Source organism: Actinomycetospora corticicola (assembly GCF_013409505.1).
GTDB lineage: Bacteria > Actinomycetota > Actinomycetes > Mycobacteriales > Pseudonocardiaceae > Actinomycetospora > Actinomycetospora corticicola.
The window spans coordinates 1,399,057-1,421,739 of sequence record NZ_JACCBN010000001.1; the positions used below are offsets into that span (position 1 = coordinate 1,399,057).

Annotated in this window: 18 protein-coding genes; 10 read left to right on the forward strand and 8 right to left on the reverse strand. The window is 73.8% G+C overall.

Annotated features, from left to right (window positions below; genetic code table 11):
* Nucleotides 1–168 precede the first annotated feature (168 nt).
* Genes BJ983_RS06730 through BJ983_RS06745 form a run of 4 tightly spaced genes read left to right on the forward strand, consistent with a single transcriptional unit; the run spans nucleotide 169 to nucleotide 3,939 of the window.
* Entirely contained in the window at nucleotides 169–1,113 is a 945-nt protein-coding gene (locus BJ983_RS06730; RefSeq protein WP_246325544.1) for a branched-chain amino acid ABC transporter permease, read from the forward strand.
* Complete coding sequence (locus BJ983_RS06735) at nucleotides 1,110–2,327, forward strand: branched-chain amino acid ABC transporter permease (RefSeq protein ID WP_179793112.1); 1,218 nt, start codon at nucleotides 1,110–1,112, stop codon at nucleotides 2,325–2,327. The genes BJ983_RS06730 and BJ983_RS06735 overlap by 4 nt, the downstream gene beginning before the upstream one ends.
* A complete protein-coding gene (locus BJ983_RS06740; RefSeq protein ID WP_179793113.1) occupies nucleotides 2,324–3,223 on the forward strand; it encodes an ABC transporter ATP-binding protein in 900 nt (299 codons plus the stop codon). Before BJ983_RS06735 ends, BJ983_RS06740 begins: the two co-directional genes overlap by 4 nt.
* The gene (locus tag BJ983_RS06745; protein ID WP_179793114.1) at nucleotides 3,220–3,939 is read left to right on the forward strand and encodes an ABC transporter ATP-binding protein; all 720 of its coding nucleotides are present in this window, start codon (nucleotides 3,220–3,222) and stop codon (nucleotides 3,937–3,939) included. Before BJ983_RS06740 ends, BJ983_RS06745 begins: the two co-directional genes overlap by 4 nt.
* Nucleotides 3,940–4,081: 142 nt before the next feature.
* On the opposite strand, the gene BJ983_RS06750 is transcribed toward BJ983_RS06745, so the two are convergent.
* From BJ983_RS06750 to BJ983_RS06770, 5 genes are all read right to left on the reverse strand, one after another.
* Complete coding sequence (locus tag BJ983_RS06750; protein WP_179793115.1) at nucleotides 4,082–5,320, reverse strand: heparan-alpha-glucosaminide N-acetyltransferase domain-containing protein; 1,239 nt, start codon at nucleotides 5,318–5,320, stop codon at nucleotides 4,082–4,084.
* Between the two features lie 36 nt (nucleotides 5,321–5,356).
* Complete coding sequence (locus tag BJ983_RS06755; protein ID WP_179793116.1) at nucleotides 5,357–6,730, reverse strand: M1 family aminopeptidase; 1,374 nt, start codon at nucleotides 6,728–6,730, stop codon at nucleotides 5,357–5,359.
* Nucleotides 6,727–7,368, reverse strand: a complete 642-nt coding sequence (locus tag BJ983_RS06760; protein WP_179793117.1) for a hypothetical protein — start codon at nucleotides 7,366–7,368, stop codon at nucleotides 6,727–6,729. The genes BJ983_RS06755 and BJ983_RS06760 overlap by 4 nt, the downstream gene beginning before the upstream one ends.
* On the reverse strand, nucleotides 7,365–11,222 hold the full coding sequence (locus tag BJ983_RS06765) for a Pls/PosA family non-ribosomal peptide synthetase (RefSeq protein ID WP_179793118.1): 3,858 nt from the start codon (nucleotides 11,220–11,222) through the stop codon (nucleotides 7,365–7,367). Before BJ983_RS06765 ends, BJ983_RS06760 begins: the two co-directional genes overlap by 4 nt.
* 263 nt (nucleotides 11,223–11,485) lie before the next feature.
* On the reverse strand, nucleotides 11,486–11,956 hold the full coding sequence (locus BJ983_RS06770) for a hotdog fold thioesterase (protein ID WP_179793119.1): 471 nt from the start codon (nucleotides 11,954–11,956) through the stop codon (nucleotides 11,486–11,488).
* A 124-nt stretch (nucleotides 11,957–12,080) separates the two neighbouring features.
* Between BJ983_RS06770 and polA the strand changes: the two genes are divergently transcribed.
* From polA to BJ983_RS32130, 3 genes are all read left to right on the forward strand, one after another.
* Nucleotides 12,081–14,780, forward strand: coding sequence for a DNA polymerase I (gene polA, locus BJ983_RS06775; RefSeq protein WP_218890810.1), 2,700 nt, complete (start codon nucleotides 12,081–12,083; stop codon nucleotides 14,778–14,780).
* Between the two features lie 75 nt (nucleotides 14,781–14,855).
* A complete protein-coding gene (locus BJ983_RS06780; RefSeq protein WP_179793121.1) occupies nucleotides 14,856–16,346 on the forward strand; it encodes a flavin-containing monooxygenase in 1,491 nt (496 codons plus the stop codon).
* Nucleotides 16,343–17,191, forward strand: coding sequence for a DUF1932 domain-containing protein (locus tag BJ983_RS32130; protein WP_179793122.1), 849 nt, complete (start codon nucleotides 16,343–16,345; stop codon nucleotides 17,189–17,191). The genes BJ983_RS06780 and BJ983_RS32130 overlap by 4 nt, the downstream gene beginning before the upstream one ends.
* 9 nt (nucleotides 17,192–17,200) lie before the next feature.
* Here BJ983_RS32130 and BJ983_RS06790 read toward each other — a convergent pair whose 3' ends face one another.
* Entirely contained in the window at nucleotides 17,201–18,181 is a 981-nt protein-coding gene (locus BJ983_RS06790) for a GNAT family N-acetyltransferase (RefSeq protein ID WP_179793123.1), read from the reverse strand.
* Nucleotides 18,181–18,975, reverse strand: a complete 795-nt coding sequence (locus BJ983_RS06795; protein ID WP_179793124.1) for a class I SAM-dependent methyltransferase — start codon at nucleotides 18,973–18,975, stop codon at nucleotides 18,181–18,183. Before BJ983_RS06795 ends, BJ983_RS06790 begins: the two co-directional genes overlap by 1 nt.
* 259 nt (nucleotides 18,976–19,234) lie before the next feature.
* Between BJ983_RS06795 and rpsA the strand changes: the two genes are divergently transcribed.
* From rpsA to coaE, 3 genes are all read left to right on the forward strand, one after another.
* The gene (gene rpsA / locus BJ983_RS06800; protein ID WP_179793125.1) at nucleotides 19,235–20,758 is read left to right on the forward strand and encodes a 30S ribosomal protein S1; all 1,524 of its coding nucleotides are present in this window, start codon (nucleotides 19,235–19,237) and stop codon (nucleotides 20,756–20,758) included.
* Nucleotides 20,759–20,887: 129 nt separating this feature from the next.
* On the forward strand, nucleotides 20,888–21,067 hold the full coding sequence (locus BJ983_RS30565; protein ID WP_179793126.1) for a hypothetical protein: 180 nt from the start codon (nucleotides 20,888–20,890) through the stop codon (nucleotides 21,065–21,067).
* Between the two features lie 25 nt (nucleotides 21,068–21,092).
* Nucleotides 21,093–22,067 carry a dephospho-CoA kinase gene (gene coaE, locus BJ983_RS06810; protein ID WP_179793127.1) on the forward strand — a complete coding sequence of 325 codons (975 nt, stop codon included), beginning with the start codon at nucleotides 21,093–21,095 and terminating at the stop codon, nucleotides 22,065–22,067.
* 15 nt (nucleotides 22,068–22,082) lie between these two features.
* On the opposite strand, the gene BJ983_RS06815 is transcribed toward coaE, so the two are convergent.
* On the reverse strand, nucleotides 22,083–22,595 hold the full coding sequence (locus BJ983_RS06815; protein WP_179793128.1) for a DUF402 domain-containing protein: 513 nt from the start codon (nucleotides 22,593–22,595) through the stop codon (nucleotides 22,083–22,085).
* Between the last annotated feature and the right edge of the window lie 88 nt (nucleotides 22,596–22,683).

The following is a 22,683-nucleotide window of genomic DNA, read 5'->3' on the forward strand; positions in this document are numbered from 1 at the left end:
CGTCCGCCCCTGCGGCACCACTACGGTCACCCCCGCCGCGTTCCCCCGGCCGGATCACCCGCCCCGGCCGACGGCGACCCCCACCAGGAGAGCGTCATCCACACCCTCACCGCAGTCACGGACCTGGTCAGCCAGGGCACCGGGCCGTGGATCAACTTCGACGTCGGGTTGTTCCTCGACCGCTTCTGGGCCAACACGATCAACGGGCTCTCCTACGGGAGCATCTACGCCCTGGTCGCACTCGGCTACACCCTGGTCTACGGGGTGCTCCAGCTCATCAACTTCGCCCACTCCGAGATCTTCGTGATCGGGGTGTTCGGCGTGTACTTCACGTTCCTCGCGCTCGGCTTCCAGCCCGGTCAGACGCCGAACGTCCCGCTCGCCGGCATCATCGCCAACCTCGTGCTCGCCGGGGCCGTCGGCATGATCCTGGCCGGGGTCGCGGCCGTGATCCTCGAGCGCGTCGCCTACCGCCCGCTGCGCAAGCGCAACGCGCCCCGCCTCGCGTTCCTCATCACGGCGATCGGCGCCTCGTTCGTCATCCAGCAGATCTTCCGGATCACCCGCGGCTCGAACCCCGAGGGGACGATCCGGCTGCTGCCACCCGAGCCGCTCTTCCGCATCTTCGGGGCGCCGGTCACCAACCTCCAGGTGATCATCATCGTCGCGGCCCTGGCGCTGTTCGTCATCGCCGACACGTTCGTCAACCGCACCCGCCTCGGCCGTGGCGTCCGCGCCGTCGCCCAGGACCCCGCCACGGCGACCCTCATGGGCGTCAACCGCGAGCGCGTCATCATGATCACGTTCCTGCTCGGCGGCCTGCTCGCCGGCGCGGCGGCGCTGTTCTACCTCATGACGATCCCGCAGGGCGCGGTCTTCAACGGCGGCTTCCTGCTCGGCATCAAGGCGTTCGCCGCCGCCGTCCTCGGAGGCATCGGCAACCTGCGCGGTGCCCTGCTCGGCGGCCTGATCCTCGGCATCGCGGAGAACTACGGGCAGTCCCTGTTCGGTGGCGACTGGCGCGACGTCGTCGCGTTCGTGCTGCTCGTGGGCGTCCTGATGTTCCGCCCGACCGGGATCCTGGGCGAGTCGCTGGGGAAGGCGAGAGTATGACGACGACCGAAGAGCGCCCGGCCCCGTCGTCGGGAACGCCGGGGAAGCCGGGCCGCAGGGCCGAGCTCTCCCGCTGGTGGAACGCCCGTAGCCGCCCCCAGCAGTGGGGTCTGCTCGTGCCGGTGGCGGCGATCATCTACCTGCTGCCGGTGCTCAACCCGCCGATCATCACCACCGAGCCGGCGACCTCGTTCCCGATCGCGCTGTTCAACGCGGCGGTGTTCGCGCTCATCGCGATCGGCCTCAACGTCGTCATCGGGCAGGCCGGTCTGCTCGACCTCGGGTACGTCGGCTTCTTCGCGATCGGCGCCTACACCGCGGCGCTGCTCTCGTCGCCCGACTCCGAGCTCGGGGTGCGGTTCCCGTGGCTGGTGATCGTGCCGATCGCCATGGTCGTCACGATGATCTCCGGGGTCATCCTCGGGACGCCGACGCTGCGCCTGCGCGGCGACTACCTCGCGATCGTCACGCTCGGCTTCGGTGAGATCGTCCGCCTGCTGGCCGACAACATCGACCCGCTGCGCGGCAACCGGGGCTTCCAGGACATCGCGAAGCCCGGAGGGACCTACTCCGACGGCTCGCCGATCTTCACCCAGAACGACGCCCAGGGCTTCTACTGGCTCGCGGTCACCATCGTCATCATCATCCTGCTGTTCATGGGGAACCTGGAGCGCTCGCGGGTCGGGCGTGCCTGGATCGCCGTGCGCGAGGACGAGGACGCCGCGGAGCTCACCGGGGTCCCGACGTACCGCTTCAAGATCTGGGCGTTCGCGATCGGCGCCGCGGTCGGCGGCCTCTCCGGCACGCTGTTCGCCGCGCAGGTCGGCTTCGTGAACAACCAACGCTTCGACGTGACCACGTCGATCCTCTACCTCGCCGCGGTGGTCCTCGGCGGGCAGGGCAACAAGATCGGCGTGGTCGTCGGCGCGTTCCTCGTGTCCTACATCCCGGACCGGTTCCAGTTCGAGCCCGAGTACCGCTTCCTCGTGTTCGGTCTCGCCCTGATCATCCTGATGATCTTCCGGCCGCAGGGCATCCTCGGGATGCGCCAGCACCTGCTGACCTACGGTCGGCAGGCCTACCAGAAGCTCTTCGGGGCGGGGACCGGTGTGGCGCCGACGTCGCTGACACCGGCGAGCAGACCGGCGGGTGACCCACCGGAGGCCGTTCCCGACGACCGGTCCGGGTCGCGTCCGCAGGGAGGTGGCGAATGAGCAGCCCAGCACCCGAGGAGGGCCTGCTCGAGGCCGTCGAGCAGATGGCGCCCGAGGAGCGCGCCGAGCACGAGGCCGTGGTGGCCGAGAAGGTCGCCGCGGACCGCGAGATCTCGGTGCCGGCGGGGGAGACCCTGCTGGCGGTGGAGAACCTCACGGTCCGCTTCGGCGGGCTCACCGCGCTCGACGACGTGTCCTTCGACGTGAAGCGCGGCGAGATCCTCGGGCTCATCGGCCCGAACGGTGCCGGCAAGACGACGTGCTTCAACATCGTCACCGGCGTGTACCGGCCCACCGAGGGCGACATCCGGCTCGAGGGCCAGTCGCTCGCGCGGATGAAGCGGTACAAGATCATCCAGGCCGGCGTGGCCCGGACGTTCCAGAACATCCGGCTCTTCGGGGCGATGACGGCGCTGGAGAACGTCGTCGTCGGCACCGACGCCCGGCACCGCACCTCGGTGCCCGGCGCGCTGCTGCGGCTGCCGCGGCACCGCCGGGAGGAGCGGGAGGCCGTCGACAAGGCCATGGCGCTGCTGGAGTTCGTCGGGATCGCCGACCGGGCCGCGGACAAGGCGACGTCGCTGCCCTACGGCGACCAGCGGCGGCTCGAGATCGCCCGCGCGCTCGCGACGGAGCCGAAGCTGCTCTGCCTCGACGAGCCCGCGGCCGGGTTCTCCGCGATCGAGAAGGACGCGCTCTCCGAGCTCATCCTCAAGATCCGCGACGACGGGTTCACCGTCGTCCTCGTCGAGCACGACATGCGCGTGGTGCTCGGCGTGACCGACCGGCTCGTCGTCCTCGACTTCGGCCGCAAGATCGCCGACGGCGCCCCCGACGACGTCCGTCGCGACCCGGCGGTCGTGTCGGCCTACCTCGGAACGGCGGTGGAGGAGTGAGCCTGCTCGAGCTCGCGGACGTCAACGTCGCCTACGGGCGCATCCAGGCGCTGCGCGGCATCACGTTGTCGGTCCAGGAGGGGCAGATCGTCTCGCTGATCGGCGCCAACGGCGCCGGCAAGACGACGACGATGAAGACCATCTCGGGGCTGCTCGGCCTGCAGTCGGGCTCGATGACCTTCGACGGCGAGGACCTGACGAAGGTCCGCGCCGACCTGCGGGTGCGCAAGGGGATCTGCCAGGTGCCCGAGGGGCGGGGGATCTTCCCCGGCATGACGGTGCTGGAGAACCTGGACATGGGCGGGTTCGTCCGGTCCGACCGCCGCTCGAAGGAGTTCACCGAGGACCAGGAGCGGGCGTTCACGTACTTCCCGCGGCTGGCCGAGCGGCGCAACCAGGTCGGCGGCACCCTCTCCGGCGGTGAGCAGCAGATGCTCGCCATCGGCCGGGCGCTCATGGCCCGGCCGCGGCTGCTGCTGCTCGACGAGCCCTCGATGGGACTCGCCCCGCAGTTCATCCAGCAGATCTTCCGGGTGATCGAGGACATCAACAAGGAGGGCGTGACGGTCCTGCTCGTGGAGCAGAACGCCACGCAGGCCCTCGGGCTCGCCCACCAGGCCTACGTGCTGGAGACCGGGGAGGTGACCCGCTCCGGGCCCGGCTCGGAACTGCTCGCCGACCCGACGATCCAGGACGCGTACCTGGGCGTCTCGTAGCGCCCCGTTCGGAACGAGCGGCACTGTCGCGCACATGGATGCTGCGACGGTGCCGCTCGCTCGTTCCGGGGATGCGGCCGGACGGGCCCGCTCGCCGCTCTGCCGGGCCGCCCGTTCCGAGCGAACGGCCCGTTCGCGCTGTCTAGGTGAGCGAGCGTGCCGGTCGCCCGGACCGGGCCGCGGCGACCGCCCGGGCCGCGCGCCGGCTCAGGGCGGAGACCGCCGCCTCGAGCGGACCGCGGCCGGCCGTCGCCCGCCAGCCCCACCCCAGCAGGAGCACGGCGACGACCTGGATGACGTAGCCCGCCGTCGGGCCGTAGACGTCGAGGTCGGAGTTGATGAACAGCACGTGCAGCGCGTAGAAGGTCAGGGTCATCCCACCCGCGGCCGCGAGGGGGGCGCGCACCAGGTCGAGCACACCCGACCGCACGTGGTCGGCCAGCAGCGCGACGCCGAGGACCGCCAGGGCGACCCCGATCGTCAGGGCCAGGTCGGGCGGGGTCGAGGAGTGCGGGGTGTCGACGGCGAGCCACCACCACGTCGTCGTCGGGGTCACGCCGTCCGGGCCGACGGTGAGGGCCTCGTGGACGGCGTCGGGGTCGGCGCCCGTGGAGGCCGCGAGGATGGCCGGCAGCCCGCGCGCCAGGAGCCGGTCGGAGACCACCACGGCGGCCACGGCGAGCGCGGTGCCCGCCCCTGCGAGCGTTGCTGCCGTCCGCGCCGACGTGAGGCGCATCCGTCCGACGGCGAGGCCGACACAGAGGTACGGCAGCCAGGAGAGCACGGGGTAGTACCCGGTCACGGTCAGCTCGGTGAGGAGCCCGAGCGGATCGCCGACCAGTCCCGTGAACGACGGATTCGTCCCGGTGGCCACCGGCAGGTGCGCCCGTAGCGCCTGGCTCGCGACCGGCGCGGCGAGGACCAGCAGGCCGCCGAGGACCAGCAGCGTCCGGCGCCCCAGGAACACCAGCGGCACCGCCGCCACGAACAGCAGCGCGTAGTAGGCCAGGATCACCGCCGCGACGCTCGCGTCGTTGCCGCCCAGGAGCAGCCCGACCAGCCCGACGGCGAGGCCGCGCACCACGAGACCGACGGCGGTGGGGAGGGCGCGGTCGCTGCGGAGCGGCACCCGGGCCCGGCCGGTGGTGAACGCGATCCCGACCCCGGCGAGGACCGCGAACAGCGCGGCCGACTTCCCGCCGACCAGCACCGAGGTCCACGTGGCGTTCCCGGCGGCGTCGGTCTCGTCGAGCGAGTGCACGGCCATCATGCCGAGCAGGGCGAGGCCGCGGGCGAGGTCGACCCCGAGGACGCGTCCCCGCGGGGGAGCGGGTGCCTCGGGGGCGGGTGCTGCGGGCGGCCGGGTGAGGGCGTGCGTCATCGCGGGTCCTCCTCGTGAGGGTGGGGTGGAAGGCGCTCAGGCGGGCGGGAGCGCGCCGCGGGCGGTGAGCAGGTCGGTGACGGCGGGGAGGCCGCGGAAGGCGGCGGCGACGTCCGCCGGGGTCGCCACGCGGTGGGCGTTCACCGCGAGGTAGCGACGGACGGCGTCGTCGAAGGCCGGAGCGCCGACCCGTCGTCGGGCCTCGAGCAGCGTCGCGGCGCCCTGGGTGTAGACGCCGGCCTCGTAGCGGCCGAAGCGATCGCCCCAGGCGGACATCGGGTCCCCGAGCCGGCCGTCGAGACGGTCGGGGACGGCGTCGAGGGAGTACTCGTCGGGCCGGCCGGTGGCGACCGCCTCGGCCCAGGTGGCGAAGGCCTCGTCCATCCACGGGTGCAGGCCCTGGTCGTTGCCGACGAGGCCGTAGAACCACTGGTGGGCGAGCTCGTGGGTGGCGAGACCCGCCAGGTCGTCCGGGCGGGTGTCGCCGAACTGCAGCGCCCCCGGGTACTCGATCCCGGACGACTGGCCGGGGGCGAGCGCGACCCACAGGTCGGGGTAGGGGAACGGGCCGAGCAGCGGTTCCAGCCGCCCGATCGCGGTGTCGAGCTCGGCGACCCAGCGGCCGGGTCCGGTGCGGGTCCCGGGCGGCAGCAGGAGGTGCAGGCGCGTGCCGGCGACGTCCCGCTCGGTCACCTCGTAGGGCCCGACCGCGACGGCCACGTCGCGGACCGCGTCCGCGGTGAAGTGGTGGGTGGTGCGGCCGCCCGCGGGGACCGGGTCGAGGGCGCGGCCCACGCCCGAGACGGCGAGCCCGCTCGGCGCGGTGACCTCCAGCGAGCGCAGCGCGAACTCCTCGGACACCGCGTTCTCGCCGGGCACGGCCGCGGCCGGGGTCCGGGCCCAGCCCTGGCCGCGGACCCACGCGAGGAGGGGGAAGGCCGAGCCGAACCACGCGATGCCCCGGGAGGTGCCGAGCCGGTCGTCGGCGTCCGGCCCGAGCGTCAGCGTGAATCCGAGGTCCGCGGTGACCGTCCGTCCCGCGGGCACGCAGGACGGCAGGGGCAGCGTCACGAGCGTGCCCGGCGCCCCGGCCGGGGCACCGGCCGCGTCGATCCGCGGCGTCACCGCCGTGCCGTCCATGGCGGCGGAGTCGACGCGCAGTGCGTTGCCCTCCGCGGCGGACACGGGCGCGTTCGGCCACGCCCGGAACACCAGCTCGCACACCGGGGCGTCCGGGGTGAACGCGACGCGCTCGCGACCGGTCGCCCCGCGCAGGTCGTCCGCCACGGCGAACGCGAGCGAGACGACGGGCCGCGCCGGGTCCGGGGCGGCCCGGGGCGGGGTGGCCGGGGCCGACGAGCACGCGACGAGCAGCGTGAGGAGGGCGGCGACGACCGCGGCGCGGATCACGCGATCGCCGTCGCGACGAGGTCGTGGGCGAGGTCCCGGGCGTCGTGCACCGGCAGGCCGACGTCGGTGAACCAGTCGGGCGGCGCCTCGGGGTGCGGTCCGACGACCCCCACCCGCCCCGAGCCGTACGGGGCGACCAGGGCGGCCGGTTCACCGGCGGGGTAGCGGGCGAGCACCTCGGTGTCGTGGGTCCCGACGAAGCGGGCGCCGTCCTGGAAGAACACCGTCCGGACGGTGCCGCGCCAGCGGACCTCGACGAGGGTGTCGAGGTCGGGGTCGTCCACCGTGGCGTGCGGGGACGTCACGTACTGGTCGGTGTCGCCGGGCAGCAGGCCGAGCCCGGGACCCCGGCCGGCCAGGTAGGCGCCCAGGCAGAAGCCCAGGTAGCACCCGCCGCCGGCCGCCCACTCGCGCAGGGTCCGGCGGTGGCGGCGCAGGTGGCGCCACGCGGGGCGCAGGGTCCCGCCGCCGGGCTGCGCGTAGACCGCGGCGTCGGCGAGCGTGCGGGCGTCGAGCGGACGCTCGCCGTCGGGACCGACCCCGACGACGTCGAGACCGTGGTCGGCCAGGAGCGCGGCCACCGCCTCCGGGCAGCCCGGCAGGGTCGCCGGCCCGCGGTACACGAGGGCGAGGCTCACGCCGCCACCGCCTCGGCGGGGATGCCGCGCGACCGGCTGCCGGCGGCGAGGTGCTCGCCCTTCATGACGAGGCTGAGCGGGCCGAGCTCCGCACCCTCGCCGACCTCGCCGTCGTACAGCACGATCGACCGGTCGCCGACCGTGGCGCCCGGTGCGACCCGCACCGTGGACATCTTCATGACGCGGTCCTCGAACAGGTGGGTCTGGAGTGAGGCCTCCCGCCCCACGGTGGCGTCGTCGCCGAGGTCGACGAGGTCGAACTCGGTGAGGTACGTGGTCCCCAGCCACACCCGCGCCCCGATGCGGGCGCCGAACAGCCGCAGCGCGCCGGGCAGGAACGGGGTGCCGGTGAGCAGGGCGAGCCCGGCGGGCACGGCGGCGGCCTCGTAGAGGCCCGTGACGAACTCCGAGCGCCGCACGAACTCGTCCCACAACGGCGCGGTGCGGGGGCGGTAGGCGCCGACGACGTGGTGTTTCACCGCCGCCACGTAGCCGATCACGAGCGCGGAGGCCGTGGCGGCCATGACCGGGGCCACGAGGGCGGGGACCCAGAGCGGCTGCCCGTCCGCGACGGAGGAGAGCACCGTGAGGTGCAGGTACACCGCGAGGCCGAGGAGCGAGGCGGGCAGCGAGGCCCGGACGAACTCGACGGCGAGGCGGCGGCGCACCCGTCGTCGGGACGGCCGGAAGGTCTCCGAGTCCGGGTGCTCCTCCGACGCCTCGCGCCGGGGCAGGTGGATCGCGGGCGAACCGAGCCACGCGCTGTCGCGGCCGACCACCGGCGGCGGCGCCGTGGCCACCCCCACCAGCGAGCCGCTCTCGGCCCGGGTGCCCCCGGGCAGCAGGGCCGCGTTCCCCACGAAGGCCCGTTCCCCGACCTCGGTCGGCCGCAGGAGCATCCACCCGCGGGCGAACGTGGCGCTCCCGACCCCCGCCATGTCGGCGACGAAGCTGCCGCCGCCGAGGTCGAGCAGATCGGGGTCGACGTGGGCCACCGTGGAGACCTCCGCGCCCGGGCCGATCCGTGCGCCGAGCAGGCGCATCCAGCCGGGCGTGTAGAGCGTGGCGTAGAGCGAGTTGGTGAAGGTCAGCGAGTCGACGAGCAGGGCGTCCGCCAGCCACTTGCGCAGGCCGAGGCCGGAGCGGACGGCGTGCACGCCGACGGGGGTGCGGGGGAGGAGCAGCCGGCGTCCGGCCGCCACGATCCCGCACACGGTGAGGACGAACAGCGGCCCGGACAGCAGCGTGGCCACGAGCCCGGCGAGGACGCCCCACGTCAGCAGGGCCGCCCAGACGGCGACCACGGTCGGGACGACCATGAGGACCGCTGCCGCCTCCAGCCCGACGACGCCCGCCACCGCCGGCGGCAGGTGGTACCAGCGCCAGCCACGGGCCGGTCGGGCCCGGCCGAGCGCGGCGAGCATCGGGTCGGCGGCCGCGGCGGGGACCGGCGGCGACCCGGCGACCGTGGCGCCCGCGGGGACGTCCCCGTCGCGGGCCAGGACCGACTGCTCACCGACGACGGCGTCGGCGCCGACCCTGCTGCCGGGTGCGAGCAGCGTCCCGGTCCCGACGGCGGCCCGTTCGCCCACGGTGATCGCGCCGACCTCGACCCGCCCGGCGCGGACCTGCCACGGCCGCAGCGAGACGCCGTAGCCGAGGGAGGCGTCGTCGCCGAGCCGGAGCAGGACCGGGGCGCTGACCGTCGCGGCGGCGAGGTGGACCCGCCGCCCGATCCGGGCCCCGAGGAGGCGCAGGTAGGGCGCCGCGAACGGGCCGCCGGCCAGGACGGGCAGCGGGGAGAGCCGCAGCAGCAGGTCGACCGCCCACAGCCGGAGGTACACCGCGCCCCACAGCCGATACGTGCCCGGGCGCAGGAACAGGGTCAGCGGGCGGACGAGCAGGACCGGCAGCACCCAGCGGACGCCGAGGTAGGTCGCCGTGCCCGCCGCGAGGATCTCGAGCAGGACCGCCGGGGAGACCACGCCGTCGTTCCACCAGTAGACGACGGACGCGGGCAGCGTCAGGGCGAGCAGCACCAGGTAGAGCCCCACCGCCTGCACTCCGCCCGCGAACGCGACGCGTCGGTCGGAGTGGCGCAACGGCGGCTCGGCCGGGGCCGCCGTCGTGGGCCGGTCGTGCAGGGCCGCGGCGAGCGAGCGCACGTCGGGGTGGGCGTAGAGGTCCCGCACCGCCACCCCGAAGCCCGCGGCGCGCAGCGCGGTCACCGTGCGGGCGGCGAGCAGCGAGTGCCCGCCGAGGTCGTCGAAGAAGTCCGCGGTGGCCGGCACCGACTCGAGGCCCAGCACCCCGGCGACCACGTCCGCGATCCGCGACTCGGGCCCGGGTGCCGGGGCGTCGCCGGTGACCCCCGCCCCGACGAAACGCGGGCCGACCGGGGCCGGGAGTGCGGAGCGGTCGACCTTGCCGCTGGCCTGGGTCGGCAGCACGGTGAGGACGTCGAGCGTCGCCGGGACCATGTAGGCCGGCAGCCGGTCGGTGGCGACGCGGTGCAGGCGGTGCCGGCGGGCGTCCGGGTCGGTGACGGGACGGCCCACGGGGTCGACCACGTAGGCCGCCAGGTCCCCCGAGGCCGGGTCGAGGGCGACCACCGCGGCACCGACCTCCTCGTCGGCGAGCAGCACGCTCTCGATCTCGCCGAGGTCCACGCGGTGCCCGCGCACCTTCACCTCGGCGTCGGCGCGGCCCAGGTAGACGATCTCGCCGTCCGCGTCGAGCCGCCCCAGGTCGCCGGTGCGGTACACGCGCTCGCCGGTGTCCGGGTGCAGCACGAAGCGCTCGGCGGTCAGTTCGGGCCGGCCCAGGTAGCCCAGTGCCACGCCGGGTCCGCCGAGGGTGATCTCCCCGACCTCACCGTCGGCGACCGGCGGGTGGTCGGGGTGGTCGGGGTCGGTCAGCTCGGCGGTGTAGGTCGGGAGGGGACGGCCGATCGTCACGGGGCGTCCGGGCGTGAGCTCGCACCACGTGGCGGTGACGGTGGCCTCGGTGGGCCCGTAGGTGTTGAGCAGGCGGCGCCCGGGCCGGGCCCAGCGCTCCACGATCTCCGCGGGGCAGGCCTCCCCGCCGACGAGCACGGTCCGCAGGTCCGGCAGCTCGGTGGGCACCGTGGCCAGCAGGGTCGGCACGGCGCAGAGCACGGTGATGCGTCGGTGCGCGAGGTGCTCGCCGAGGTCGGCGCCGAACGCGCGCTCGTCGTCGGGGCCGGCGACCACGGTCGCGCCGACCGCCCAGGCCGACCAGATCTCCTCGATGGAGAAGTCGAAGGAGATCGTCATGCCCTGGTGCACACGGTCGTCGGGCCGCACGTCGTAGACGCCCGGGATCACGGCGAGGAAGTTGGCGATGCTCGCGTGGGACACCGCGACGCCCTTGGGTCGTCCGCTGGAGCCGGACGTGAAGATCACGTAGGCGGTCCCGACGTCGGGTCGCGGAGCCGGCCGGGCGGCGCTCGCGGCGGCGAGCTCGTCGCCGGCCTCGTCGAGGACGATCACGCCGGCGCGCGTGACCCGGTCCGCGAGGGCGCGGACGGTGAGCACGAGGGCGACCTCGGCGTCGACGACCACGTGCGCCACGCGGTCAGCGGGCGAGCCGGGGTCGATCGGCACCAGGGTGGCCCCGGCCTTGAGCACGCCGAGGATCGCGACGTAGGTCGACCCGGAGCGCGGCAGGAGCACCGCCACGCGGTCGCCGGCACCGACGTCGCGGGCGGCCAGCAGGTGCGCGAGCCGGTTGGCCCGCGCCTCTAGGTCGCGGTAGCGGACGGCCTCGCCGTCGGCCTCGACCGCGACGCGGTCGGGCCAGCGGTCCACGACCGCCTCGAAGAAGCCCTCCATGCGTCCGGGGCCGGGAACCGGGCCGGACGAGGGCGGGCAGGGGGACACGTGTGTCGTCACCGTCGCGCCTCCGGGCGCCCCCGGTCCGGGGGCGGTGGGGATCGTGACGGACGGCGCGCGACGCCGGGTGGTTTCCACGCGGCGGTCGTCCGGGGTCTTCAGGAAAAGATCGCGACACTCAGTCGTCGTCGACCCGGGAGGTTAGCTCCACCCGATCGTGTAAGCAAAACATCACCCGGGCGTGGCGCGGCGGTGACGCGCGGTCAGGCCCGCGGGGTCGCGTCGCGGTAGACGCAGGTCAGCTTGGCGGTGCAGACGCGTCGGCCCTCGTCGTCGGAGATCACGATCTCGAACGTCCCGACCGTCCTCCCGACCGACGCCGGGGTGCACACCGCGGTGACGAGCCCGGAGAGCGCGCTGCGGTGGTGGGTGCAGGAGAGCTCGAGCCCCACCGGACGGCGCTCGCCGATCCGGTTGAGGTAGGCCGCCGTCGAGCCGATCGTCTCGGCGAGCACCGCGCTGGCCCCGCCGTGCAGCAGGCCGAAGGGCTGGCGGTTGCCGGTCACCGGCATGGTGCCGACCACACGGGCCGGGTCCCACTCCGTGATCTCGATGCCCATCTTCGCGCCGAGCTGCTCGTCGGGGTAGGCGACCTCGAGCTCGGGGACTGCCTGCTGTTCGGGGGACCGCGCTCCCGAGGTCGAGCTCCGCTGCGCTTCGTCTCCGTCTGCCACGACTGCACCCTAGGGACGTCGGGCGAGAGTGTCGGACCCCCCTGGCAGACTCGGGTCCGTGGCTGGGACGAAGACCGCAGAGAAGCCCTCGACGACGCCGGGGGACCAGGCCGGGGGCGCGCGGCTGCTGCTGCTCGACGGGCACTCGCTGGCCTACCGGGCGTTCTTCGCGCTGCCGGTGGAGAACTTCACCACCACCTCGGGGCAGAAGACGAACGCCGTCTACGGCTTCACCTCGATGCTGATCAACCTGCTGCGCGACGAGGCGCCCACGCACGTCGGCGTGGCCTTCGACGTGTCGCGCCAGAGCTTCCGCTCCGAGACCTACGCCGCCTACAAGGCCAACCGCAGCGCGACGCCCGACGAGTTCCGCGGCCAGGTCGACCTGATCCGCGAGATCCTCGCGACGCTGCACATCCCGGTGATCATGCGGGAGGGCTACGAGGCGGACGACGTCATCGCGACGCTCACCACGCAGGCCGTGGCCGAGGGCATGCGGGTGGCCATCTGCACGGGGGACCGGGACGCCTTCCAGCTGGTGTCCGACCAGGTCACCGTCCTCTACCCGCGCAAGGGCGTGTCCGACCTCGTCCGCTACACACCCGAGGCCGTGCTCGAGCGGTACACGCTCACCCCGGAGCAGTACCCCGACTTCGCGGCCCTGCGCGGCGACCCCAGCGACAACCTGCCGAGCATCCCCGGCGTGGGGGAGAAGACCGCGCAGAAGTGGGTGCGCGAGTACGGCAGCCTCGACGCGCTGGTCGAGCGGGTCGACGAGGTGCGCGGGAAGGCCGGGGACGCGCTGCGCGAGCACCTGTCGTCGGTGGTGCTCAACCGGCAGCTCACCGAGCTGGTGCGCGACGTCGAGCTGGAGGTCACCCCGCCGGAGCTCGAGGCGCGGGCGTGGGACCGCGACGCGGTGCACCGCCTGTTCGACGAGCTGGAGTTCCGCGTCCTGCGCGAGCGGCTGTTCTCCACGCTGCAGTCCGCCGAGCCGGAGGCCGACGAGGGCTTCGAGGTGCGCGGCGCCGCCCTCGAGCCGGGTGCCGTCGCCGCGTGGCTCGACGCGCACGCCCGCGACGGGCGCCGCGCGGGTCTGGGCTTCAAGGGCACGTGGTCGCACGGCACGGGGGACCTCGAGGGCGTCGCGATCGCGGCGGCCGACGGGGAGACCACCTACGTCGACGCCCGCGCGGTCACCCCGGAGGACGAGACGGCGCTGGCCGCCTGGCTCGCCGATCCCGAGGTGCCGAAGGCGGGCCACGAGATCAAGGGGCCGCTGCACGCGGTGCGGGCCCGCGGGTGGCGGCTCGAGGGCGTCACCAGCGACACCGCGCTCGCCGCCTACCTCGCCCGGCCCGGCGAGCGCAGCTTCGACCTGGCCGACCTCGCGCTGCGCTACCTGCGCCGGGAGCTGCGGGTCGAGGAGACCGGCGCGAACGGCGCGGCGGGCGGGGACCAGCTCACCCTCGACGGCGGCGAGGAGGAGGCCGACGCGACGCTCGCGCAGACCGAGATGCTGCGCGCCCGCGCGGTGGCCGACCTCGCCGACAAGCTCGACTCCGACCTGGAGGAGCTCGGCGGGACGGCCCTGCTCACCGACCTCGAGCTGCCCCTGCTCGCCGTGCTCGCCGACCTCGAGGCCGCCGGCGTCGCGGTCGACGTCTCGGCGCTGCAGGACCTGGAGGCGCAGTTCGGCGGCCGGGTCCAGGCGGCCGCGCAGTCCGCGTACGACGTGATCGGCAAGGAGATCAACCTCGGGTCGCCGAAGCAGCTGCAGGTGGTGCTCTTCGACGAGCTGCAGATGCCGAAGACCAAGCGCACGAAGACCGGCTACACCACCGACGCCGACGCGCTGCAGACGCTGAACGAGTCCAACCCGCACCCGTTCCTCGAGCACCTGCTCGAGCACCGCGACGCCACGCGGCTGCGGGTGACCGTCAAGGGCCTGCTCGACTCGACCTCCGACGACGGCCGCATCCACACCACCTTCAACCAGACCATCGCCCGCACCGGGCGGCTCTCCTCCACCGAGCCGAACCTGCAGAACATCCCGGTCCGCACCGAGGCCGGCCGCCGGATCCGCGACACGTTCGTCGTCGGGGCCGACTCCGCCGACGGTGCGTACGCCGAGCTGATGACGGCGGACTACGCGCAGATCGAGATGCGGATCATGGCGCACCTCTCGGTCGACGCCGAGCTGATCGAGTCGTTCAAGTCCGGCGAGGACTTCCACTCGGTCACCGCGGCGAAGGTGTTCGGGGTCGCCGAGAACGAGGTCAGCACCGCTCAGCGCGCCAAGATCAAGGCGATGAACTACGGCCTGGCCTACGGGCTCTCGGCGTACGGCCTCTCCGCCCAGCTCCGCACCTCCACCGAGGAGGCCAAGGAGCTGATGGAGGACTACTTCGCGCGGTTCGGCGGGGTGCGGGACTACCTGTTCCAGGTGGTCGACCAGGCGCGCAAGGACGGCTACACCAGCTCGATCCTCGGGCGCCGGCGCTACCTGCCCGACCTGACGAGCGACAACCGCCAGCGCCGCGAGATGGCGGAGCGGATGGCGCTCAACGCCCCGATCCAGGGCAGTGCGGCCGACATCGTCAAGGTCGCGATGCTCGGGGTGCACGCGGCCCTGCGCGAGGAGGGGCTCCGCAGCCGGATGCTGCTCCAGGTGCACGACGAGCTCGTGCTCGAGGTGGCGCCGGGGGAGCGGGAGCAGGTCACCGAGCTGGTGCGTCGCGAGATGGGCGCCGCGTTCGCCCTCGACGTGCCGCTGGAGGTGTCGGTCGGGTTCGGGCGGTCGTGGGACCAGGCGGCCCACTAGAGCGGCCCACGAGAGCGGCGCACGGACCGGGACTCGGACTGGTACGCGGCGGTACCAGGCGCTAGGGTGGTACGTATGAGTACCGCGGACGGGGCCACCCCCGAGCACCTGGACGTCGTCATCGTCGGCGCGGGCCTGTCGGGCATCGGCACGGCCTGCCACCTGACCACCGAGCACCCGGGCCGCTCCTACGCGGTCCTCGAGGCGCGCGACGACCTCGGGGGCACGTGGAGCCTGTTCCGGTACCCGGGCATCCGGTCGGACTCCGACATGCACACGCTGGGCTTCCGCTTCCGCCCGTGGCCGGACTCGGTGGCGCTCGCCGACGGGCCGTCGATCCTGCAGTACGTGCGCGACACGGCCGAGGAGTACGGCGTCGACCGGCACATCCGGTTCGGGCGGCGCGTCACCGCGGCCGCCTGGTCGAGCGCCGAGCAGCGTTGGGACCTGACGGTGTCGAGCGCCGCGGGCGAGGAGCACCTGACCTGCTCGTTCCTGCTGTGGTGCTCGGGCTACTACCGCTACGACCAGGGCTACACGCCCGACTTCCCCGGGATCGAGAACTTCGGCGGCACGGTCGTCCACCCGCAGCTGTGGGACCCGGAGCTGGACTACGCGGGCAAGAAGGTCGTGGTCATCGGCTCCGGCGCCACCGCCGTGACGCTGGTGCCGGCCATGACGTCGGGGGAGGGCCGGGCCGCGCACGTCACGCAGCTGCAGCGCACGCCGAGCTACGTGCTCGCGATCGGTCGCACCGACCCGATCGCCGAGAAGCTGTCGCAGTGGCTGCCCGCGCGTATCGCCGACCCGATCGTCCGGGCGAAGAACATCGCGCAGCTCATCACGCTCTACCAGATCTCCCAGCGCTTCCCGGGGTTCATGAAGGGCGTCCTGCGCAAGCAGGCGGCCGCTCAGCTCCCCGAGGGCTACGAGGTCGACACGCACTTCAACCCGCCGTACAACCCGTGGGACCAGCGCATGTGCATGGTCCCGAACGGCGACCTGTTCAAGGCGATCAAACGCGGCGACGCCGACATCGTCACCGACAAGATCGACACCTTCACCGAGCGCGGGATCCGGCTGCAGTCCGGCCAGGAGCTCGAGGCCGACATCGTCATCACGGCGACCGGCCTGAACCTGCAGATGTTCGGCGGCGCCACGCTCACCGTCGACGACGAGCCGGTGAAGCTGCCCGACACCATGGCCTACAAGGGCATGATGCTCTCCGGCGTGCCGAACCTCGTGTTCATGATCGGCTACACCAACGCCTCCTGGACGTTGAAGGTCGACCTCGTCGCCGAGTACTTCTGCCGGCTGCTGCGCTGGATGGACGCCCACGGGAAGACCGTCGCCACCCCGGAGCGCGACCCGGCCGTCGAGGAGCGCCCGCTGCTCGACTTCGAGGCCGGCTACGTGCAGCGCTCGATCCACGAGCTGCCCCGCGGCGGCGACCGCAAGCCGTGGGCGCTGGCCATGAACTACGCCATCGACGCGGTCGCCCTGCGCCGCGGCAGCCTGGAGGAGGGCATGCGCTTCGAGCCGGAGCGCGCCACGATCTCCGCGTGACGACGATCGGTATCCACGCACCGGGCGCGATGGGGACGGCGCTCGCCCGGTGCGTGGGCGCCGGCGGGCACGAGGTCCTGACGACCGCCGCCGGGCGGTCGCCGGCCACGGCACGTCGCCTGGAGGCGGCCGGGCTCCCGGACGCCGGGTCGCTCGACGCGGTGGTCGCCGCGGACGTGGTGGTGAGCGTCGTGCCGCCCGGCCGCGCCCAGGAGGCCGCCGCCGAGATCGGGGCGGCCTGCACGCGCACCGGGGCCCGGCCGCTCGTGGTGGAGGCGAACGCCGTCGCCCCGGCGACCGTCACCGCGATCGCGGCCGACCTGCCGACCGACCTCGTCGACGCGGCGATCTCCGGTCCGCCGCCGGCCCCCGGGGCGGCGCCGCCGACCCGGGTGTTCCTGGCCGGTCCCCGCGCCGAGGAGGTCGCCGGGCTCACCGTCCCGGGCGTGGCCTGGGTGGTGCTCGGTGCGACACCCGGGGCCGCCAGCGCGACGAAGATGTGCACGGCCTCGGTCCGCAAGGGCTGGGTCGGGCTGCTCGCCCAGGCCCTGGTCACCGCGGAGCACCACGGCGTCCTCGACGAGGTCGTCGCCGACCTGCGCGTGGACTTCCCGACGGCGGGTCCGGGCCCGGCGGCCGCGGCGGCCACCAAGGCCTGGCGGTTCGTCGACGAGATGACGGCCATCGCCGACACCCAGGCCGCCGCGGGCCTGACGCGCGAGCTGTTCGACGCCTTCGCCCACGTGTACCGCGACCTCGCGACGAGCGCGTACGGCGACCGGCGCCCGGAGGACCTCCCCGACGCACCCGACGTCGGGAACCTGCGGCCGCGCGACGGGCGCTGAAGAGACGGGTCACCGCAGGCCCCCGGCGGGCCGGACCTCCCACAGCGTCCAGAGCGGGCGGTACCCCGCGCGCGGCCAGAAGACCGACGACAGCGGGTTCGGCGGGTTGTAGTAGAGGTACGTGCCGCGGACCGGGAGGCCGGACCGCGTGGTCTCGAGCTCGGGCAGGGCCGTGGCGACCAGACGGTGGCCGACCCCGCCGCCACGCTCCGACGAAGTCACCGAGGCGCAGTTGACGTAGCCCCACGCGCCGTGCGGCAGCAGCCCGGCGAGCCACGTGCCCGGCGTCGACTCGGCCCGGCCGCACTCCACCATCCCGACGGCGTGGTCGCGTCGGAGAGCGATCCAGGTGGGTTCGCCGCGGGTCAGGCGGTCGCGGATGGTGGTGCGCTTGACCGCCTCCGCGTCGGCGCGCACGAGCGACCCGCCCACCTGGCTGGAGTAGGCCAGCTCCTCCATCGCGAGGCGCACGCAGGTCTCGAGGTCGTCGGTGGTGGCCCGCCGCATCTCGAGCTCGGGGTCGGGCGGCGGCGCCGGCAGCGGCGCGGGCGGGCGCACCGCGAGCACGGCGAGCGGGACGAGGCCGTGGTCGAGGAAGACCCGGGTCGCGACGACGTCGCGGCTCGGCCAGGTCACGGTGGCCGCGGAGTCGGGCTCCCGCAGCACCGCGGGCAGGAGGCGTCCCCGCCACGCCTCCACGAGGGCGTGCAGCGGCGCGTGGCCCGCCGCGCCGACGACGGGGTGCAGCTCGGAGACCTGCGCCGCCGACCAGAGCAGCGGCCCGCTGCCGGCGGGCCAGGTGTGGTGGGTGACCACACCCGCGACGCGCTGCGGCGGTGTCCCCAACACGACGATGTCGCCCGGCGGGGGAGCGACGGCATCGGGCAGCCGCGGGTCGAGCGCCGCGAACCGGCGACGCTGCAGCTCGAGGAGGTCGGCGAGGACCTGGGCCGGGGCCTCGGGGGCGACGCGCGCCGCGTGGCGGGGCATCAGCCCGGCAACCGGCAGCGGAAGATCGCCGTGCCCGGGAAGAGTGCGCCGCGCAGCGGCGACCACTGGCCCCACACGTCGGCGAGACCGGCCGGCCACTCCGGTTCCACCAGACCCTCGAGCACGAAGCCGGCGCCCACGATCTCCGCGATCCGGTCGCCCAGCGTGCGGTGGTGCTCGACGTAGGTGGCGCGCCCGTCGTCGTCGAACTCGGCGTAGCCGGTCCGGTCGAAGTAGGAGTGGGCGACGGTGAGCCCCTCCTCGCCGGGATCGTCCGGGAAGATCCAGCGCAGCGGGTGGTTCACCGCGAACACCCACCGGCCGCCCGGGCGCAGCACCCGGGCCACCTCGGCCATCAGCCCGGCGGAGTCGGCCACGAAGGGGACCGCCCCGAAGGCGGAGCAGGCGAGGTCGAACCCGTCGTCGGGAAAGGGCAGGCGGCCGGCGTCCGCCTGGACCAGCGGCACCGCGGTCCCGGAGCGCCAGGACGCGGCGCGGGCCTCGCGCAGCATGCCGAGGGAGAGGTCGAGCCCGACGGCGTCCGCGCCGCGGTCGGCGAGCCAGCGGGCGCAGGACGCCGCGCCGCAGCCGACCTCGAGGACCCGCTTCCCGGCCAGCTCGCCCACGGGGCCCAGCAGCGCCGCGTCGGCCTCGCGGAGGCGTTCCGGGCACCACACGAAGTCGGCGTCGCCGAGGAAGGCGCCGTGCTCGGCCTGGTAGTCCGCCGCGTCGGCGTCCCACCAGGCACGCGAGGCCGCGACCGACTCCGCGTCCCCCACGGCACCGGCGCTCATGGGCGGCATCCTGGCACGGCGTCCGGACATGCCGGACACGCCGGGCGGACGCCCCCGGTGTGACCCGTTTGCCGGTCCGTCGACCGAGTGGATACGATGGGGGTCCACGTCAGTGGTCTCGCCCTGTCCGGTCGGCTCCGGCGGGCAGCGATCTCTCCGGCCCCCCAGGCCGACCAGCGCGTCAGGACGACGTCCGCCCTCGTGGGTCGAAACACACGTCCACCCGCCGAGACCTGCCCATTCCGGAGCCATCCACCGTATGTCCATCGACACCCACACCGCCCCGAGCCACAGCGCCCCCCAGGTCGCTGTCAACGACATCGGGTCGGAAGCGGACTTCCTCGCTGCCATCGACGAGACGATCAAGTACTTCAACGATGGCGACATCGTCGAGGGCACCATCGTCAAGGTCGACCGCGACGAGGTCCTGCTCGACATCGGCTACAAGACCGAGGGCGTCATCCCCTCGCGTGAGCTGTCCATCAAGCACGATGTCGACCCCAACGAGGTCGTCGCCGTCGGCGACGAGGTCGAAGCCCTCGTCCTCCAGAAGGAGGACAAGGAGGGCCGGCTGATCCTGTCCAAGAAGCGCGCGCAGTACGAGCGCGCCTGGGGCACGATCGAGCAGCTCAAGGACAACGACGAGCCGGTCAAGGGCACCGTCATCGAGGTCGTCAAGGGTGGTCTCATCCTCGACATCGGCCTCCGCGGCTTCCTCCCCGCGTCGCTGGTCGAGATGCGCCGCGTCCGCGATCTCCAGCCGTACGTCGGCAAGGAGATCGAGGCCAAGATCATCGAGCTGGACAAGAACCGCAACAACGTGGTCCTGTCCCGGCGCGCGTGGCTGGAGCAGACCCAGTCCGCCGTGCGCAGCGAGTTCCTCAACCAGCTCGCGAAGGGCCAGATCCGCAAGGGTCAGGTCTCCTCGATCGTCAACTTCGGTGCGTTCGTCGACCTCGGCGGGGTCGACGGCCTCGTCCACGTCTCCGAGCTCTCCTGGAAGCACATCGACCACCCCTCCGAGGTCGTCGAGGTCGGCCAGGAGGTCACGGTCGAGGTCCTGGACGTCGACCTGGACCGCGAGCGCGTCTCGCTGTCGCTCAAGGCGACGCAGGAGGACCCCTGGCGCCAGTTCGCCCGGACCCACCAGATCGGCCAGATCGTGCCCGGCAAGGTCACGAAGCTCGTGCCGTTCGGTGCGTTCGTCCGCGTGGACGAGGGCATCGAGGGTCTGGTCCACATCTCGGAGCTGGCCGAGCGCCACGTCGAGGTGCCGGAGCAGGTCGTCCAGGTCGGCAACGACGTCATGGTCAAGGTCATCGACATCGACCTCGACCGTCGCCGCATCTCGCTCTCGCTGAAGCAGGCGAACGAGGGCATGACGACCGAGACCGAGTTCGACCCGGCGCTGTACGGCATGGGCGCCGAGTACGACGACGCCGGCAACTACATCTACCCCGAGGGCTTCGACCCCGACACGGGGGAGTGGCGCGAGGGCTTCGAGTCCCAGCGCGAGGAGTGGGAGCGCCAGTACCAGGCGGCGTACGCCCGCTACCAGCAGCACATCGCGCAGCTGCAGCGCACCGCGGAGCAGGAGGCGGAGGCCGCCGAGGCGGCCCCGGCCAACTACTCCTCGGGCGGTCCGAGCGACGAGGCCGACGACTCGGCCGAGCCCCGCGACGACGACGACCCGGGCCAGGGCCCGCCGTCGCAGTCCGGTGCCGGCTCGCTCGCCAGCGACGCCCAGCTCGCCGCGCTGCGGGAGAAGCTCTCGGGCAACTGATCGCCCCCGGAGCCTGACCGACGGGCCCTCACCCCTTCCCGGGGTGGGGGCCCGTCGTCGTGTCGGGGGTGCCCCGGCGATGTCACTCCGGTATCTTGCGTCCCGTCAGTCACATCGGACACAGGCATCGTGGGGGTCGGAATGTTCTCGTGGCGTCGTCGGCCGGGTCGGCACCGTCTCGGGTCCACCGGTCTCACCTGGGCGGGCGAGTTCGTCGCCGTGGCCGCGGCCCTCGAGGTCCCTGCGGTGTCCCGTCGCGGCCTGTTCGAGACCTTCTTCGCGACGCCGAGGCACACGGCTCTCGCGTGATGGTCCCGTCCGGCAGACTGCCCGCGTGCTGCGTGTGGGTCTGACCGGTGGGATCGGGGCGGGCAAGTCGACGGTGGCTTCCGAGCTGGCGTCGCTGGGTGCCGTGATCGTCGACTCCGACAAGATCGCCCGTGAGGTGGTCGAGCCGGGGACCGACGGCCTGGCCGCCGTGGTCGAGGCCTTCGGTCCCGACGTCCTGGACGACGACGGGGCTCTGGACCGGCCCGCGCTGGGGAGGATCGTCTTCGCCGACGACGAGGCCCGCGCACGCCTCAACGGCATCCTGCACCCGCGCATCGGGGCACGGACCGGGGATCTCGTGGCGGCCGCGCCGTCCGACGCCGTCCTGGTGCACGACGTCCCGCTGCTGGTGGAGAACGGCATGGAGGCGGCGTTCGCGCTGGTCGTGGTGGTGGACGCACCCGAGGACGTCCGGGTGGAGCGGCTGGGCCGGACCCGGGACATGTCCGCCGAGGACGCCCGGTCGCGCATCCGGGCCCAGGCGACGACCGACGCCCGGCGCGCGGCCGCGGACGTGTGGATCGACAACGTCGGCTCCGAGGACGAGGTGCGCGCCGGGGTGCGGGCGTTGTGGCACGACCGGCTCGTGCCGTTCGAGGCGGCGATCCGGGCCGGGACCGTCACGCCGTGGCCGGAGGAGGACGTGGCGGCCGACCCGACGTGGCCGGACCAGGCGCGCCGCCTGGCCGCGCGGCTCGTCCTGGCCGGGCGCGAGCACGTCGACCGGGTGGAACACGTCGGGCCGACGGCCGCGCCCGGAGGGTCGGCCCCCGACGTCATCGACCTGCTGGTGCTCAGCGACGCGTCGCCGGACGAGCTCGCCGGCCCGTTCGGCGGGATCGGCTTCCCGACGGCTGGGGACGGTCGGTTCGGCAGCGCCGACCCGGTCCGGCCGGTGCGGGTGACGGTCGCCCCGGAGTCGTCCGACGTGGCGGGCGGGCTCCTGGACGCGCGCGAGCGCGCGCGCCGGGCCGAGTGACCCGTCGTCGGGACGTCAGCTCCAGGGCCAGTCGAGGGTGACGCCGTGCCCGGCGAGCCAGGCGTCGAGGTCGTGGCCGTGCTGGGCGATCCCGGCGTGCGTGACCGTCGCGGTGGTGAGGGCGCGCTCCGCCGGCTCCCGGGCGAGCACGCCGGCGGCGACCGCCTCGACGTACTCGTCGACGTCGAGCAGCTCGGTGCGCTCGCCGGTGTGCACGACGAGGTCGAGGTAGTAGTCGGTCGTCGTCCAGGTGTCGCCGTCGCGGTCGATGCCGGCGACGTCGACGTAGAAGTCCTGCTGCCGCTCGAACCCCGGCCGGAAGGCGAAGTCGGTGACGCGGATGCCGAGGTCGGGCAGCAGCCAGGACCGCATGTGCGTGAGCGACGGGTGGTCGGGCATCGGGCGGGAGAGGTAGAGCCCGAACGTCGTGGTCCGGTAGAGGTCGACGGCCCGGACGAAGCCCTTCGGGTCGGTGTTCGTGTACTCGGCGACGGCGAACGTCTCGACCTTCGGGGGATGCAGCGCCACGCCGCGGGACCCTAACGACGACGGGTGGCGACGCGGGGCCGCGCCGGGTCGGCTGTCGCTCGAACGGACGCTGGCGGGCACGCAGCGC